This window comes from Pseudolactococcus reticulitermitis (assembly GCF_002260845.1).
GTDB lineage: Bacteria > Bacillota > Bacilli > Lactobacillales > Streptococcaceae > Pseudolactococcus > Pseudolactococcus reticulitermitis.
In genome coordinates this window covers 302,685-319,296 of record NZ_BEDT01000002.1, presented here as the reverse complement: position 1 = coordinate 319,296, position 16,612 = coordinate 302,685, and the positions used below count along the sequence as shown (strand labels likewise).

15 protein-coding genes are annotated in these 16,612 nt (G+C 41.5%); 2 read left to right on the top strand and 13 right to left on the bottom strand.

All coding sequences use genetic code 11. From position 1 onward, the window contains the following. Window positions 1-26: 26 nt before the first annotated feature. The gene (locus RsY01_RS05440; RefSeq protein WP_094784538.1) at window positions 27-1,415 is read right to left on the bottom strand and encodes an FAD-dependent oxidoreductase; all 1,389 of its coding nucleotides are present in this window, start codon (window positions 1,413-1,415) and stop codon (window positions 27-29) included. A gap of 394 nt (window positions 1,416-1,809) precedes the next feature. Here RsY01_RS05440 and RsY01_RS05435 point away from each other — a divergent pair, with 394 nt between their 5' ends. Beyond that, window positions 1,810-2,526: a response regulator transcription factor gene (locus RsY01_RS05435; protein WP_167373228.1), complete on the top strand. Its 717-nt coding sequence runs from the start codon at window positions 1,810-1,812 to the stop codon at window positions 2,524-2,526. Next, the gene (locus tag RsY01_RS05430; protein WP_238594951.1) at window positions 2,501-4,099 is read left to right on the top strand and encodes a sensor histidine kinase; all 1,599 of its coding nucleotides are present in this window, start codon (window positions 2,501-2,503) and stop codon (window positions 4,097-4,099) included. Before RsY01_RS05435 ends, RsY01_RS05430 begins: the two co-directional genes overlap by 26 nt. A 45-nt stretch (window positions 4,100-4,144) precedes the next feature. Here RsY01_RS05430 and RsY01_RS05425 read toward each other — a convergent pair whose 3' ends face one another. From RsY01_RS05425 to RsY01_RS05370, 12 genes are all read right to left on the bottom strand, one after another. Next, window positions 4,145-4,858, bottom strand: a complete 714-nt coding sequence (locus RsY01_RS05425; protein ID WP_094784536.1) for an MIP/aquaporin family protein — start codon at window positions 4,856-4,858, stop codon at window positions 4,145-4,147. Then, window positions 4,858-6,696, bottom strand: a complete 1,839-nt coding sequence (glpO, locus tag RsY01_RS05420; protein WP_094784535.1) for a type 1 glycerol-3-phosphate oxidase — start codon at window positions 6,694-6,696, stop codon at window positions 4,858-4,860. Before glpO ends, RsY01_RS05425 begins: the two co-directional genes overlap by 1 nt. Before the next feature lie 54 nt (window positions 6,697-6,750). Beyond that, a complete protein-coding gene (gene glpK / locus RsY01_RS05415) occupies window positions 6,751-8,259 on the bottom strand; it encodes a glycerol kinase GlpK (protein WP_094784534.1) in 1,509 nt (502 codons plus the stop codon). Between the two features lie 141 nt (window positions 8,260-8,400). After that, window positions 8,401-8,865: an NUDIX hydrolase gene (locus tag RsY01_RS05410; RefSeq protein WP_094784533.1), complete on the bottom strand. Its 465-nt coding sequence runs from the start codon at window positions 8,863-8,865 to the stop codon at window positions 8,401-8,403. Window positions 8,866-8,905: 40 nt separating this feature from the next. Next, complete coding sequence (locus RsY01_RS05405; RefSeq protein WP_094784532.1) at window positions 8,906-10,360, bottom strand: AcpB/EbpR/MafR family transcriptional regulator; 1,455 nt, start codon at window positions 10,358-10,360, stop codon at window positions 8,906-8,908. Window positions 10,361-10,399: 39 nt separating this feature from the next. Beyond that, window positions 10,400-10,771: a dihydroxyacetone kinase phosphoryl donor subunit DhaM gene (dhaM, locus tag RsY01_RS05400; protein ID WP_094784531.1), complete on the bottom strand. Its 372-nt coding sequence runs from the start codon at window positions 10,769-10,771 to the stop codon at window positions 10,400-10,402. After that, window positions 10,768-11,343 (bottom strand): dihydroxyacetone kinase subunit DhaL, encoded by a 576-nt coding sequence (dhaL, locus tag RsY01_RS05395; RefSeq protein ID WP_094784530.1) that lies wholly within the window; start codon window positions 11,341-11,343, stop codon window positions 10,768-10,770. The genes dhaM and dhaL overlap by 4 nt, the downstream gene beginning before the upstream one ends. A gap of 5 nt (window positions 11,344-11,348) precedes the next feature. After that, complete coding sequence (gene dhaK / locus RsY01_RS05390; RefSeq protein WP_094784529.1) at window positions 11,349-12,338, bottom strand: dihydroxyacetone kinase subunit DhaK; 990 nt, start codon at window positions 12,336-12,338, stop codon at window positions 11,349-11,351. Between the two features lie 191 nt (window positions 12,339-12,529). After that, on the bottom strand, window positions 12,530-13,687 hold the full coding sequence (locus RsY01_RS05385) for an AI-2E family transporter (protein WP_094784528.1): 1,158 nt from the start codon (window positions 13,685-13,687) through the stop codon (window positions 12,530-12,532). A 346-nt stretch (window positions 13,688-14,033) separates the two neighbouring features. Next, a complete protein-coding gene (locus tag RsY01_RS05380) occupies window positions 14,034-14,978 on the bottom strand; it encodes a LacI family DNA-binding transcriptional regulator (RefSeq protein WP_094784527.1) in 945 nt (314 codons plus the stop codon). Continuing rightward, a complete protein-coding gene (locus RsY01_RS05375) occupies window positions 14,962-15,603 on the bottom strand; it encodes a bifunctional 2-keto-4-hydroxyglutarate aldolase/2-keto-3-deoxy-6-phosphogluconate aldolase (RefSeq protein WP_094784526.1) in 642 nt (213 codons plus the stop codon). The genes RsY01_RS05380 and RsY01_RS05375 overlap by 17 nt, the downstream gene beginning before the upstream one ends. Before the next feature lie 47 nt (window positions 15,604-15,650). Beyond that, the gene (locus tag RsY01_RS05370) at window positions 15,651-16,604 is read right to left on the bottom strand and encodes a sugar kinase (protein ID WP_094784525.1); all 954 of its coding nucleotides are present in this window, start codon (window positions 16,602-16,604) and stop codon (window positions 15,651-15,653) included. Window positions 16,605-16,612: the final 8 nt, after the last annotated feature.

The window sequence follows — 16,612 nt, the reverse complement described above, 5'->3', positions numbered from 1 at the left end:
AACCCTTAAATTAAGGGAGGTATTTTTTAGTATAATTTTTCTATTTTTTCTTGTTGTCTCACTTTATCAGCAACTAACTTCACGAAGCTTTTTGGATTTTTAAAGCCATGTTTATAATAGAAATCAATATATTCGATAGCATCAATCGTTGTCCCGTTTTGAATTGCCAATGAAATGATATCTGCTTGCGCCGCAATTTCAGGTGAAACACCTTTACTTTGCATGCCTAAAATCTTATGCGTAGCTCTTTCATAAATGATCCAAGTTTCGTAGTAACCATCACTGTTGACATAGTCATTTCTGACATAAACAGATTTACAATCAAAGCCTTCTGCTTTTGCCTTTTCCAAACTCAAACCTGTCATACAAAGTGTCATTTCTTCATCAAAATTCAGTTTATAAGTCCCTTGAGATTTGTTCAATTTAATCTTAGGTTCAAGCAAGTTGATAGCTGCAACATCCCCTTCACGAATGGCATCACTAACATGGGGCACATAAGTTGGATTTTTCATGTTAGTCACATTCGTCGTCGCACAATCACCGACAGCGAAAACATCTGGATGGCTTGTTTGCATGTAATCATCGACAACAATCGCGCCTTTGTCACCAAGCTCTAACTGTTCTGCAGCCAAGAAAGTATTAGGACGGAAACCTGTCGCATAAATGACACCGTCTGCCACAAATTCACGGCCATCACGCGTATACACACGACTAATGGTTTTACCAACATTGCCTTCATGAGCATTGGTATTCTCGATTGTTTCTTCTTGGATGTCAGTCACAACAGAGTTTGTGACGATATCAATGCCTCGCAAAGCCAATGTTTTTTGCACATCTTCTGCCACATCTTGGTCCAAATATCTGTTTAGGATATTATCTGAAGCATGGATAAGCGTTGTTTCGATTTTAGCATTGTTCATCAACTGCGCAATCTCAACACCAATCGCACCACCACCAATGATGATCACGCTACGAGATGTCCGCATGAAACGTTTAATCCTCTCAGCGTCTGCATAGTTTTTGATGATAAACAGTTTTTCACGAAATTCACCTTGTACAAGAGGTAGAGAGGGATAAGAACCCATCGCTAAAATCAGTTTGTCATAGCAGTCCTCGCTTTCTCTATTTTCGACCAAATCAACGACTTTAAGGACTTTCTTCTCCATATCAATGTCGGTCACAGAAAATTGTGTCCGAACTAAAATACCCAGATTTTCAAGCTCAGAAACAGTCGTATAGCTCGACATTTTCAAGAAGTTTGTATTTCCTGATAAATAGAGCGGAATACTTTGGGCAATAAAGCCGATATTTTTATTTTTCTCGTAAATGACGATGCGTGCATTAGGATATTCTTCTCTAGCTCTTGTTGCACAAGCAATCGCAGCGTGTGAGCCACCAATAATTCTAATTTCCATAAATTTTTCCTCTTTTCCTAAAATATGAATCAAAATGCTATAGATTTAAGTAGTCAGTATGTTTTCGATGACATAAAAATAATTTTTAGAAAATATCATTTAATCTGATGTCATACTGCTAATTATTATAATCTAATTATATCAAAAAATATATAAAATAGTATTTTTAAACTTTCTTCAAATTTGAAGCAGATTACCAGACTTCTAAACACTTACAGTGACTCGTTCCAGAGCCAATAATCCCTTTTTTTATTGGCAGTTATAGGTTCATTCATTTCTCTTGTTTACTTCTCATTATCTTTTAAATGATAGGCATTCCGTCAAAAACACTAAAACTTGAAATAGAACAGTAACTCACGATCAAAAAACGCCATTTTTTTGATATAATCAAGATATGAAAACAATTATGATTGCAGATGATGACAGCGCCATCTTGGCACTGCTATCTTATACATTCGAATCCGATGGGTTTAAGGTCTCACTGGTTGAAAATGGGCAGGCGGCTTTAGACCTTGCTGCAAAGCAAGACTTTGATGTTATTTTACTTGATATGATGATGCCTGAGTTATCTGGTCTTGCGGTGACTGAAGCGTTACGCCAACGTGCCAATTACACCCCCATTATCATCTTGACGGCACGGGAAGATGATGACCTGAAAATTACGGGGATTAATTCTGGCGTGGATGATTATCTGGATAAGACGACGCCTCAGCGGGAAATCGTGGCGCGCGCCAATGCTTTGATTCGGCGGAATCAGATTTATCAGCAGTCGGGGCAAGCGACGACTCAGCAGGCTGACGATGCCATCGACTCCTATCATTTTGATGGTCTTGAAATTGACCTCAAGACGAAATCAGTTAGCCTGTCCGACGAGAAAATTGCGCTCTCTAAGCGAGAATATTATCTCCTCATCTTTTTAATTCAAAATCGGGATCAGATTGTCAGTCGTGAGGCAATTTTAACTGAATTTTGGGGGGAAACGCAGGATTATGAAACGCGTGTGGTTGATGTGACGATTAGTAATTTACGCAAGAAACTGCACAATCAATTTATCAAAACAAAAAGAGGATTCGGGTATCAATTCAGTGAACATCATACCAAAGACATTTAATAAGAAAAAGAAACGTTCAATAGTTGGACTGGTTCTGATTTGTTCCGGTCTCTATTTTTTGGCGACGCTTTTAGTGATTTTACTCCTCAATACGCATACGGTCACGACTGATACCAATCATCTGGCGGAGCGTGCCTATACGATTTCGGATATGTTGAATCAAGCGCCTGAGACTAAATTTGGCGAGACGGTTCAAATTTTACCCCAAAACAGTCAGACTAAGGCGGTGAAAAATATCCAAAAAGGGGCGACTTTTTCGAGAACGTTGACGGCTAAGCAGATGACGATTACAATTCCAAATTATGAAAAAGCCATCCTGAAAAATTATATTCAAGTGACCAGCCAACGCACTTCTACTTTATTTGAGACGGTTATCGTGATTATTTTTGCTGGGGTCATTTATGTGATTGGTTTGGGTCAATTTTACCTTGCTAATAAAAAACGGTTAATCTTTGAGGCGGATACCATTGCCAAAATTAAGAATATCAGACGTAGTCCGCTGACGCAGAGTTATTTGATTTCTGAAGATGATAATAAAATTACAACAGAACTCAATCATCTCGGCGAAACCATTCAGCATCAGGCAGAGAGTTCGACGCCCGCTAAGAAAAATCTTTATGCTTTCATCGAGTTTTTCGAGTTTCCTATCTTCATTTATGACCTGAAAGGGACGATTCGCCGCAGCAATGCCAGTTTCCAAAATGAGTTCATGGCGACGAAAAATCTGGATGTTTTCAGTCCTTATAGCGATGTCCTCCAATTTTTGGTCAATAAGATGTTGAAACCGACGCGGCAAGAACAGACTTTTTACTTCGAGAAAATCAATGCCTACTACACCGTTACGGTGCAGCCTATCGAGGCGCTAGAACGGCGGATTATGGTGACGATGATTGATGTGACAGCTTATAAAGTCACGACACGCGCCCATAATGATTTCATCGCCAATGTCTCACACGACCTCAAAACACCACTGGCTGCGATTACTGGATTTGCTGATATTTTGGTCAATGATTCTGCCAATCTGCCACCTGAAAAAATTAAAGGTTTCGCTAACCATATCGTCAAGGAGACAAAACGTCTCTCAAGTTTGGTGACGGATACGCTTGAGATGACGCGTCAACCGCTCCATCTCAAAAAGAAAAAGCTCAATTTAACTGCTTTGACACAAGATGTGCTTGAGAATTTCAAACTGGCCATACAGGAAAAATCACTGCAAGTCACGACACAACTAGACGAGGTGACTATCAAATCTAATGACAAGCACCTCTATGCGATCCTTAAAAATTTGATTGAAAATGCCATTCATTATACACCAAATGGTGGCAAAATCTATCTCTGTGTGACTAAAATCGCTGGTAAAGCGACATTTTCCATCTCAGACAATGGTCCTGGTTTAACGGAAATCGAGAAAACACGTATTTTCGAGCGTTTCTATCGTGCTGACCAGACACGTGATGCAGAAGGCACTGGCCTTGGTCTCGCCATCGTCAAGAAAAATCTGACAGAACTTGGTGGTCAGATTGATGTTGTCAGTGTTGTTGGGAAAGGCACGACGTTTACTGTGACTTTGTAAATACAAAAAAAATCGTGAGTGCATCACGATTTTTTCTATGCCTGCTTACATAAAACTGAACACCCCAACTGCTAACAAGCCCCCAACGATTGGTGCGACAACTGGTAACCAGCTATACCCCCAATCAGAATCGCCTTTATGTTTCATCGGTAAAATGAAATGGGCAATCCGCGGCCCTAAATCTCTGGCTGGATTGATGGCGTAACCTGTTGGCCCACCCAGAGATAAACCAATGGCGAGGATTAATCCACCGACTGCGAAGACGTTTGTCCCATCTGCGAATTTGTTGGCACCAAAGGCAAGTAGTCCTAAAACGAGGACAAAGGTGCCGATGACTTCTGTGACAAAGTTGGCTGGATAGTTACGAATAGCTGGACCTGTCGCAAACGTACCCAAAATCGCCCCCTTATCAGTCGTTGCCTCAAAATGCGGCAGATAAGCCAACCAGACAAGGACTGCACCAAGGATTGCACCGAGTAATTGTGCGATAATGAAAGGCACGACTAAACTCATCTTCAGGCTGCCCTCTACTGCCATAGCAATGGTGACCGCCGGATTAAGATGGGCAGGACCATTGATCCCTGCGATATAGACAGCGATAGTCACGGCAAGTGCCCAACCAAAGGCAATGACAATCCACCCTGAGTTTTGTGCCTTACTTTTATTGAGATTAACGGCTGCACAGACCCCGTCCCCTAATAAAATAAGGATACCTGTGCCGATAAATTCACTGAAAATTTGTACCATATCTGCTGACATTAGTTGGTCCCCGCTTTCAAGTCTTTCAAATCTGATGCGTTGATTAGTTTATTCAACGCCACTAATTGTTCTGCTTTATCATCTTCTGACCAGCCATAGTAGGTCGCCATCGCTTCAACAACTGGATGTTTAATAGCATCTAAGCTATCCCGTTGGAAGAGGATATGATTGGTGCGACGCATGAGATAATCACTTGGTGTGAGGGTCATTTCAGCCACCATGGCATAACGTAACATGGCTGATTCTGCTAGGCTCAGGTTTGGGTAGGCTGTCATTTCTTTTGCCATTTCAAAAATGGGCAGGGCATTCATGCCATAAAAATCAGCAATATAAGTCGCTTCTGTTTCTGAAAGACCTACTGCCACACCAACGATTGCATTTTTTTCGACTGTTTCCTTGACTTTAGACGGGTCAAATTCCCCACCTGAGACAGCATATTCTTTAGAATTGATTGCCTCATAAGTCTGGTTAAATTCATCTGCCAAGATATTTTTGATGAGCTCAAGCGCCCCCTCAGCCATCTTACGATAGTCTGTGATTTTTCCGCCTGCTAATGTGACTAAATTATCTTCTTCACGTTCCAAAGCACTACCACGTGAGATTTGAGACGGTGATAATTCTTTTTCACCACGAGAATTTTCAAGATGATTTAAAACCTCTTCAACATCGACACGACTAGCTTGATTTTGCTTGTAGGCACTGATGATATTTAGCACCTTGTCAAAACTACTATCAGACAGGCTACCGTTATCACCGCCATTGTAATCAGAACCTGAATTGCCTAATAAAAGCGGACGCAGCCCTGCCCATGAACTTTCGATATCGTTAAGGGTCAAGTTGGCGTCTGGATAGCGTTTGTTGATGACTTCTAAGAGATAGTCGACATCTTCTTGGGTAACTTTCGGGTTAGCATAATCGCCCTGATAGTCGGTATCTGTCGTCCCAAAGTAAGTTTTATTTTCACGTGGAATGGCAAAGACCATCCGTCCGTCATGTTTTTGGGTGTCAAAATAAGTTGGTTGTGGGACGGGTAATTTTTTAGCGTCAACGACCAAATGCACGCCCTTAGTTGGTCGCATATGTGGTCGCACAGCGCGGGTGAAATTCAAATTGCGAATCTTATCGACCCAAGGGCCACTGGTATTCATTACGACTTTGGCATGAACTTCAAAGGTTTGACCTGTCAATAAATCACGCGCCTTAACGCCGACAATCTTGCCGTTTTCATACAAGAAACCAACAACTTTGACCTTGCTTGCGATATAAGCCCCATCTTCGGCTGCTTTTTTGATATTTTCAATCACGAGACGGGCATCATTGTTGCGGAAGTCAAGATAGACCCCTGCACCCTGCAAGCCTTCTTTTTTAATGTAGGGCTCACGCTCTAGCACTTCTTTTGCTGTCAAAGTATAATTTTCATACGGGGTGCCTTTGACGCCAGCCAGTTGGTCATAAAGATCCATGGCAATCTTAACTGAAAACATATCAAATGTCGTCGGCCCTTCATCATCATAAATCGGCAATAACATGGGTTCTGGCTTGGGAATATGGGGGGCAATTTGTTGAACGATTGCACGCTCTTTAACCGTATCAGAAACCACTTCGACATCAAAGGTCTTGAGATACCGGATACCGCCATGGACTAATTTCGTTGAGCGTGAAGACGTGCCTTCTGCAAAGTCTTGCATCTCAAGCAAACCTGTTTTAATTCCTGATGCCGCAGCTTGAATCGCCACCCCTGCACCTGTAATACCACCACCGATGATGAGTAAATCTAGGGTTTCAGCTTGCATCTGCTCAATACTTTTTTGACGCGTTTCTTTTGAAAAATTTATCATTTTTTCTTCCTCTTTAGGATTATCTTTCGTATTATCTGTCGATTATTTAAAACATCATTTTTCATTTACCTTAAACGTCCGAGTGGCAATCACGGCTTTTTTCCAACCGTCATACAATTTTTCTCTTCGTTCTGGTGCCATGTTGGCTTCGAATATTTTACCTGCTTCATAAAATTCTCGAATTTCATCTGTGTCTTGCCAGAACCCAACAGCTAGACCTGCTAGGAAAGCTGCACCAAGCGCTGTCGTTTCAGCATTTTTTGACCGTTGAATGGGCGTGTCAAGCAGATCTGACTGGAATTGCATGAGGTAGTCATTGGCAGTGCCACCACCGTCAACTTTCAAGACCGGAATGTCAATGCCAGTATCATCACGCATGGTATCCACAATATCCCGAACCTGATAAGCAATCGACTGCAAGGTTGCTTTGATAATATCATTTCTTGTCGTCCCACGGGTCAGTCCAAACATGGCACCACGCGCATCTTGATCCCAGTAAGGCGCACCGAGACCAACAAAAGCGGGCACGAGATAGACTTCATCATCATTTTGTGATGCACGCGCTGCTGCTTCAGAATCACTTGCTTTGTCTATGATTTGCAAGCCATCGCGAATCCACTGAATGGCTGATCCTGCAACAAAAATACTGCCCTCAAGCGCATAATTGACTTGCCCATTAAGGCTATACCCAACGGTCGTCAGTAAATTATTTTTTGAAAAGCTAGGCGTCTCTCCCGTATTCATGACGATGAAAGAACCTGTACCATAGGTGTTTTTGACCATGCCAGCTTCAAAAGCCATTTGACCAAATAAAGCTGCTTGTTGGTCGCCTGCCATACCTGAAATCGGGACTTCACTGCCGTAGAAATGGAAACCTTGGGTCTGACCATAAATCTCAGAATTTGAGACCAATTTTGGTAACATGTTGCGTGGAATATTCAGCAAATCCAAAATTTCCTGATCCCAATCCAGCGTTGTCAGATTAAAAAGCATGGTTCGGCTCGCATTTGATAAGTCCGTCACATGAGCCTGACCATCTGTCATTTTCCAAACCAACCAGGTGTCAATCGTGCCAAAGAGCAATTCCCCTTTTTCTGCTCTTTCTTGTGCGCCGGCAACATGATCCAAAATCCAACGAATTTTAGTTGCTGAAAAGTAAGCATCAATCACAAGCCCTGTTTTCTTGTGAAACCACTCACTTTTGCCGTCTTCTTTTAGCTTGTCTGCAATGCTAGAGCTTTGACGAGATTGCCAGACAACAGCATGATAAATCGGTTTCCCCGTATCTTTTTCCCAGATGACAGTGGTTTCACGTTGATTGGTAATCCCAATCCCTGCAATCTGTGACGGTTTTACCCCTGATTCAATGAAAGCACCGGCAATCACAGATTGAACGGAATTCCAAATTTCATTGGCATCATGTTCGACCCACCCCTCTTGTGGGAAATGTTGCGTAAATTCTTTTTGTGAGCTCCCGATTTTCAAGCCCATCTTGTTAAAAATAATGGCACGGGAACTTGTCGTCCCTTGGTCAATCGCCATAATGTAGTGTTCTTCTGCCATAGTTATCCCTCCTTTGTTTAAGAAAACGCTTTCTTTTTGCTACATCCTTATCTTAACACACCAAACAAAAAATAGCCTATCAAGAATCGGCTATTTTTTAATAATTTGTGATAGTTAATGTTTTTTGATACTTGATGACGGTCATTCACGCTGTAAAACATGCGTCTCAAAATATTGAATATAGTGTTGATATTCATCTTCCAGGGTTTCAGGCAAGTCTCGATAGGTAAAATATTTAAGATTTAAGGTTTCATCGTTGCCCTGATAAGACATTTCTCCTGTGATTTGCTTGGCAAGAAATAAGGTTGTGACGACATATATCTCATCTTGATTTTCTAGTTGATACCTAAAGGTATCTCCCGAAAATGTTTGGAGTTGGGTTAAGGATTTGATGACTAAGCCCGATTCTTCATAGACCTCTCGGATAGCCGTCTCCTCCAAGGATTCGCCAACTTCCATCAAACCACCCATCAGCCCCCAATTACCATTGGCACGTTGCTGCAAGAGATACTCGTGCTTGTCATTGTAGATAATCACATTCGCCCCCACTAACACTAGCAAATCATGACCGATTTTCCGTCTAATTTCCGCTACATATTCCACCATTTACATTACCTTTCCTTTCAGAATTTCCCAGTCACTACACCTATCGCCGATGATTCTTCTCATGCTTGATGGCTTTGATTTTGGTCTTGATTTGTGCGATATCGTAAGCAGACAGAAACTCTGATAGATAGTAATAGTTTGCTTTCACAGAAATCGGTTTCTTTGTCGTCGTCAAAATTAAATCGTAATAGTGGTGCTGGCGATACTTTTCAAAATGAACCTGCGTGAGACTTGACAGTTCAGCCAGTAAGAAATAATAGAGCGATTGCCCTAATGTCGGCAAATTAGACAACTCTATCCCAACCGAGATATTTTCATGCAGCGATAAATCAATAGCAATCAAAATACTCGCATAGTTAAGCCACAGAAAATCAGTATGAGAGCGTTGTATGCCCAAGTTTTCCTGTGTCGTTGCGATTAACTTAGCAATCAACTGCGCAAGCTCAGGTGTCACGTGCTGTTGATAATAAAAGGTCAAGCGTTCCGATTCATAAGTCGCGAGTTGCCCCCGAAAATAGAGCGCTCGGGCATGTACCTGAGACAGCTGATAAGTCAAACGTTTCTCATCAGAAATACTTAATTTTTGATAGCCATAGTGCATGACAATCATTTCCCGACTGTAAGTATCTAGCACAGCTGTTGAAATCTTCTTACGACGCGTCAAATCATAACGCGCAAAATTCTCCTCACCCAAAATATCAAAGGTAATCAGAAAACAATAAAACATGGCACCTTCATGCTTGCCTACAAAGTTGACCGTCTCATTAAGATAATCACGCACCACCCCTTGTATTATCTGGTAAAGTTTATCCGTCTCAAATCTATCTTGAATTTCTGTCAGTCTGGCATTGTCGCTATTGGCGACCTGCAGACGATGACGCGTCACAAAAAGCCAGCAACTCAACCGTTTCAGTGCGATTTTTGAAAAACTTTGCTGGAACTCAGGTTGAAGTTCTGCCACTAGCTTCGTCACAGCCAAATCATTGCTAGAAAAGCCCGAGTCGACTAGCAAAAACAGTTGATAGTAAAAGTACCGAATTTGCAACTCATCGCCTACTAACTGACCGTTTCTGATGCCGATATTAAAGGGTTGTAGCGACTGATTCAAATCACGTAATTTTCGGAAAATGGTTGCCTCACTGCTGTTAAATTCCTGCGTAAGTTGAAAGGTAGAAAACTTTTTATGTTCAAAGACAAACCTCAAAATCTGATAGCCTAAACTTTGATCTAAATAGGCTAGCATAATTTTATCCAAATTGATGTCCGTTGAAAAAGCAAGCGTGACTTGTTTTTGCTCAAGTTTGAGGTCAAATCGCGCTCCCAAAGATTGACACATTTGACTAATATCCGCCAGATAGTCTTTCAAAGCATGCTGTGTCAAGCCGACTAACTCTGCCAAATTTTTCGAAGGCATTTTACCCGCATGAAACAGCAACTGCCGAATGATATCGATTTGCATGGCTTCTTTTTTATCTAAAAATACGTCAATTTTCACAATTTGATTCTTTCGTTTTCAGTAGCCTGTTGCGTCAGACTATTTTATTTTTAATGGTGCAAGCTGTTGGTTGATGGCATCAAGTGTGCTCCCTGCCTGAATCAAAGCAGCGGCTGTATAAGCTGATTCGACAAAGGCAGTGTCGTATAAATGAACAGGTCGTTCTGAAAATTCCATAACCATTTCCAAATTCATCTTAGCTGACCCCAAGTCATAAAAAACTAAAAGTTCGTCTGCTGGATTGGCGTCAAAAGCGGTTTGAATCCGCTCAAAACTTGTGCCAATTTCGCCGTCATCAAGCCCCGCACCAACTGTGATGTCAACCTCTTTCGCCACTTCTCGCAACAGCTTGACTAAACCATCAGAAACTTCTGCGACATGTGTCACTAAGACAATCCCCAAACGTGTCATCCCAGCACCTCCAACAAACTTTCAAATAAATAGCCAGAAGATTGACTGCCCGGGTCAATATGCCCAATCGAACGCTCTCCAACATAAGACGCGCGCCCCTTTTTAGCGAGTAAATCAGCGGTTGCCATGACAAATTCATCAATTTCAATTTTTGTCAGCCTTTGTTTGGCGATTTCTGACACGATTGGCGTCCAAACATCAACCATCGTTTTATCACCGACTTGCGCACCACCACGTTTGATAATGCCTGCCAAACCAGCTGCCAATAAGTCTGATAAATCGTCAGAAGTTGCAGCAACTTTTGCCATTTCCATGAAAGCAGTCCCGTACAAGGGCCCACTTGCCCCACCGACTTTAGAAATCAACGCCATAGCGGTCGCTTTGAAGACTTCTTGTAAAGTTTGGCTGTCATTCAGAACAGCCACAACTGCTGTCATCCCGCGCGCCATATTATGCCCATGGTCACCATCACCAATAGTCGTATCTAACTCACTCAATTCATCTTGTTTAGCTTGAATTTTTTCATCGAATAACATCAGCCATTTTCGAGCCATTTCAGCTGTTAAATTCATGGTTATCACCCCCAAGCAATCGTTTTGACATCAGCGTTCAGTCCATCAAGCCAAGTTGTATCAGACAGTCGCAACATGGTCAGAGAAATACCTGCCATATCAATCGAGGTCATCAAATTGCCAACTTTCGTGTAGGCAACATTGATTGATTTTTCATCTAGCAAGTTCATGACATCATTGGTAAAAATATACTGCTCCATTAAGGGTGTCGCTCCCATCCCATTGACCAAAATCGCGTACTTGCTCGCTGTATCGTCATCAAAAGCTTGAACGAGTTTATCAACCAATTCTTTTGCTAAGTCTTTTGATGGCAACATTTTTTCACGCCGATAACCGGGTTCGCCATGAATGCCCACACCATATTCAATCTCATCTTCTGGCAACTCAAAACCCGGTTTCCCGACTTCTGGCACCGTCGCACCAGACAAAGCAACGGCAATCGTGTGAATTTCTGGTACTAATGCTTCGGCAGCTTGTTTAATCTCCACTAAGCTTGCACCCGAGCGTGCCAGATTGCCAAGAATCTTATGCACGAGAACCGTTCCTGCAACACCTCGTTTCCCTTGGGTATAGGTTGAATTTTCAACTGCGATATCATCATCTACAATCACAAAATCGACTTGGATATCGTCCATTTCAGCCATATCTTTTGCCATATCAAAGTTCATGACATCACCAGAATAATTTTTAATGATAAAGAAAACACCAGCCCCTGTATCAACGGCTTTTGCTGCCTCATAAATTTGGTCTGGCGTTGGACTTGTAAAAACTTCGCCACAGACAGCTGCTGAGAGCATACCATCGCCAATAAAACCAGCATGACTTGGCTCATGCCCGCTCCCGCCACCTGAAATCAGCTGAACTTGTGACGTTTGTTCAGTTTTAATCAGCACATTGGTACCAGCCAGTCTCTTGACTAAATCAGGATAGGCACGCGTCAAGCCTGCAACCATTTCGGTTACGATGTCTGATGGTTGATTGATAATTTTTTTCATTTGATGTCCCTCTTTTTCTAGCTTTAGCTCTATTGCAGAAAGCGCTTACGCATTTATTCTAGTTCATTTTTTTAGATTTGTCCAATTTTTAAGCTCTCAATCGTATGCTTTCAAACAAACAAGGCTGTTTTTAGACACAAAAAAACGCTTCTCATATCAACAGAGTCATGAGAAACGTCGGTAAATTTAGATTACTCAAGCGTGTCCTGCTCTTCATCTTCATAAAGTTTCGAAATCTTCCGATACCATTTATAAAAATAAACGACGATCACTTTTGCAGACGCATAGACCGGAATACCGATGAGAACGCCCCAAAAACCGAAGATTTTACCAGATGTCAGAAGTACAAATAGGATTGTAATGGGATGAATATTCAGTTTGCTACCTAAAACAAGCGGACTAACAAAACGGCCTTCGATGGTTTGCTCGATGACAAAGACAATGGCAACTTTGAGCACCATGAACGGCCCTGCAATCAGCGCAATGATAAAAGCTGGAATCATGGCTAAGAATGAGCCAAGATAAGGAATTAGATTTAAGAAGCCAGCTGAAATGCCAATCACAACAGCATATTTAAGCCCAACAACTGAAAACATGATAGAAAACATAATCGCAACAGTCCCTGCGACAATCAGCTGCCCGCGAACATAACTCGAAAGCTGTAAATTAACTTGTGTCAGTACGGTTGACGTATCATTTCGCCAAGCATTGGGGAGCATATTCGTCACGTACTGATTAAGCGATTTGCCATCTCGTAAGAGATAAAACAGAATGAACGGAAAAATCATGAGAGAGATAATGACACCCGTCGCTGTTGACAAAAATGAGCTTGTGCTTGTCACTAATGTTGTCGATAGATTTTTCGAAATGTCAATCAAATTATCGGAAAAACTCGCAACAGCTTTTTCAATCTGTGGACTGAATTGTTTGAAACGTTCGTCGCCAAGAAGACTGGTGAGATGTTTTTCACCTGATTCCACGTAGTCAGGAAAATTAGCCGCAAACTTCTCGCCTTGCATGATCATATTCGGGATAGCAACGGCTAATCCCCAGACAATCAAGGCTAGAATAATCGCAAACAAAATGACAATCGTCACGATCCGATGCACTTTACGTGCTTCGAAATAATCGACAATGGGATTGAGCAGGTAGTAAAAAACAGCTGCAAGAATAATCGGCAACATGATAACACCGAGAAAATCAGCAATCGGTTGGAACATAAAACTCAATTTTGTCAAAAGGAGCAGATTAAGCAAAAACAGCAAAATAACCGCAAAAGCAGTCGCCACTTTATTATCTAACAGCCATTTGAAAAACCAAGTCGTCTTAAAACCATTTTTTTCGTTCATCTTCTTCACCTATCTCATTAACACATCATAAACATTTATATTTTATATTATAGCATACCTTATGCTAGTCATCTCATGGAAAGTATTTAAAATGAACACAGTCTTTTCCAATAGGTTAATCAATAGTCTTGCTTATCCCCCTCAAAATTCAGAGCCTACATGATTGTCAACGTCATAACTTCAGCGATGACATCCGAAAGCTGTCATTAGCCGTCAGCTAAAATCATGGCTGATAACTGTCCTGCCTAAGCACAAAAGCTATTGTTTGGTTCGACAAATAAAAATCCTATTCCGTAGTTGGAATAGGACTTTTATTCTCATTCTTTTTAGCAGAGCGCATCTATTGCTACAAACTATTCCGAATACGCAAAGTAGTCGGAATAACTGTTTTTACTGGCACCTCTTCTTGATTGAGTTTAGCAAGCAATAAATGGGCAATTTCTTCACCAATCTTCGCCGGATCTTGTTCAATTGCTGTCACACCATTCAAGGCAATATCTGTCCAAAACCAGTCGTCATAACCACAGATTCCAATCTCTTTCTGGTTTGAAACTAAGATTTCCTTAATCGCAATACTTAGTGATTTGGAGTTCAAAGCAAAGATAAACGCCTTCTTCTCATCTTTTGGCATGACAAATGGTTGTTCCCCAAGCTCAATTAACGCTACTTCTAAGCCCGAAGTTTCTGCTACGTCTAAGATGGCTTGATAGCGTATTAATCTTGTCGTCGCCCCTTTTAAGGGTTCTGTTACAACGTAACACTTTTCATAGCCCTGTTCAATCGCATATTTCGTTAGCGCTTTTGTTTGGAGATGATTGTCTGGTTTCACAACTGGAAAAATAGGGGGTTCAAGCTCGCGGTCAGCTAAAACGACTGGTAACTTCAAATAAGCATATTCCTGTGCATTTTGAGCCACTGGCTGTAAAATGATGCCATCCGCACCATAATCAAGCACACGTAAAATATTTTCTTGTTCTTTCACAGCTGAATTACTAGAATCGATAATCAACATTTCATAATGTTCTTGGTGTAAGACATCCCCGATACCTTTTAGTAGCAAAGAAGAATACAAATTGGAAATATCTGAAATCAAGACACCTATCAATCTTGTCCGTCTTGTCTTGATTGAGGCCGCTGTGATTGATGGTCGATAATTCGTTTCTGCAATCACCAGCTCAATTTTTTGTCTTGTTTTTTCAGACATGGACTTGTGGTTACCATTTAAATAATTAGAAATGGTTGATTTCGAGACACCAACCATTTCCGCAATTTTATTAATCGTTATTTTCACCTTTGACGACCTTTTGACTATATTCCCGAGCTAATTCGGTAATTTTATTATAGTCTTCTGTCGCTAAAGATGCAAGTAAATTCCCACCAACACCAATGGCAAATGCGCCTGCTGCAAGCCAGGCTTCAATATTATCTAACGAAACACCGCCAGTTGGCATGATATTGATAAAGGGTAGTGGTGCTTTAACACTTTGGATAAACGACGGGCCAAATGCTGAACCTGGAAATAGTTTCAGTAAGTGGTTGCCCGCATCATAAGCAGTTTTCAGCTCTGTTACCGTCATACAGCCCGGTGTGTAGACAACGTTTTGACCATTGACATACTCTGACACTTGGGCATCAAAACATGGTGACACGATAAATGTCGCCCCTGCTGCTATCGCTTTTTCCGCTTCATCTACTGTCAAAACTGTCCCCGCACCAATTAGCACATCTTCTCGCTCTTTATATTGTGCCACTTTTTCCGCAATGACGGTTTCGACTTCTGGCACGGTAAACGTTAGTTCAATTCCTGTAATGCCTCCCAAGATTAGCGCATCTACTGCTTGACTTGCTTTTTCAGGTGTATCCGCACGAACAACCGCAATTAATTTGATTTTCTTGATTTTCTCTAAAATAGTCATTTTTTCCCTCCTTGGTACAAGCTATCGCGTTTGTTTGAGCCACTAGGTTAAGCCTGTTCAGCATAAAACGCTTGTAATTCTTCAACCGTTGGATAACCATCGTTATCACCCGGTGATTGTACTGCTAGACAGCCAATCGCACTTGCTCTGCGAACAGCCTGCTCAATTGTTTCACCTTCTAACAATGATGAAATCAAGCCTGCTGCAAACCCATCACCAGCGCCTACTGTATCAACGACTTCTTTTGCTTTAAACCCTGCAACAGTGAACTCACGACCATCTTTTTGTTTCACATACGCACCTTCTTCGCCCAGTTTGACAATAACTGTTTGCGTAATGTCACTTTGATTTAAGTAAAAATCAGCAATTTCACTGGGTTCACGAGTCCCCACCAAAATATCACCTTCATTAACCCCTGGTAAAATAATCTCTGACTGGGCTGCCAATTCATTAGTGACTTGTATCATATAGTCTTGAGATTCCCAAAGTTGTGGTCGAAGATTCGGGTCAAATGTTGTCCGAACACCAGCTTCTTGCAATTTCGTCACTAAATAGCGGAACACGTTAAGGGCGTTGTCACTAATTGCTGGGAAAATTCCTGATAGATGCGCAAATTTTGTATCTGACAAATCAATCTCATCAATTTTTGCTTTGGCAAAATTAGCCGCTGCCGAATTTTTACGCCAGTAAAAAATATCGGGGTCGCCATTGATGACACGGTTTTTCATCATAAATCCTGTCCAGAAGTCTTTGGTAAATGAGATATAATCTGTTTCAATCCCATTTTTCTGAATGGTTTCTTCGATGAAGTGACCAAACGGATCATCACCAAGTGCTGTCACATAAGTCGCACTGTGTCCTTGGCGCGCGACACCCACACAGACATTGACCTCTGCTCCCGCTAAAAATTTTCGGTATTCACTGGCATCTTTCAATGCCAAATCGGGTTCACACGACCCAAACAATACCATTGCTTCTCCGATAGTAATAAATTCACTCATTTTTTCTT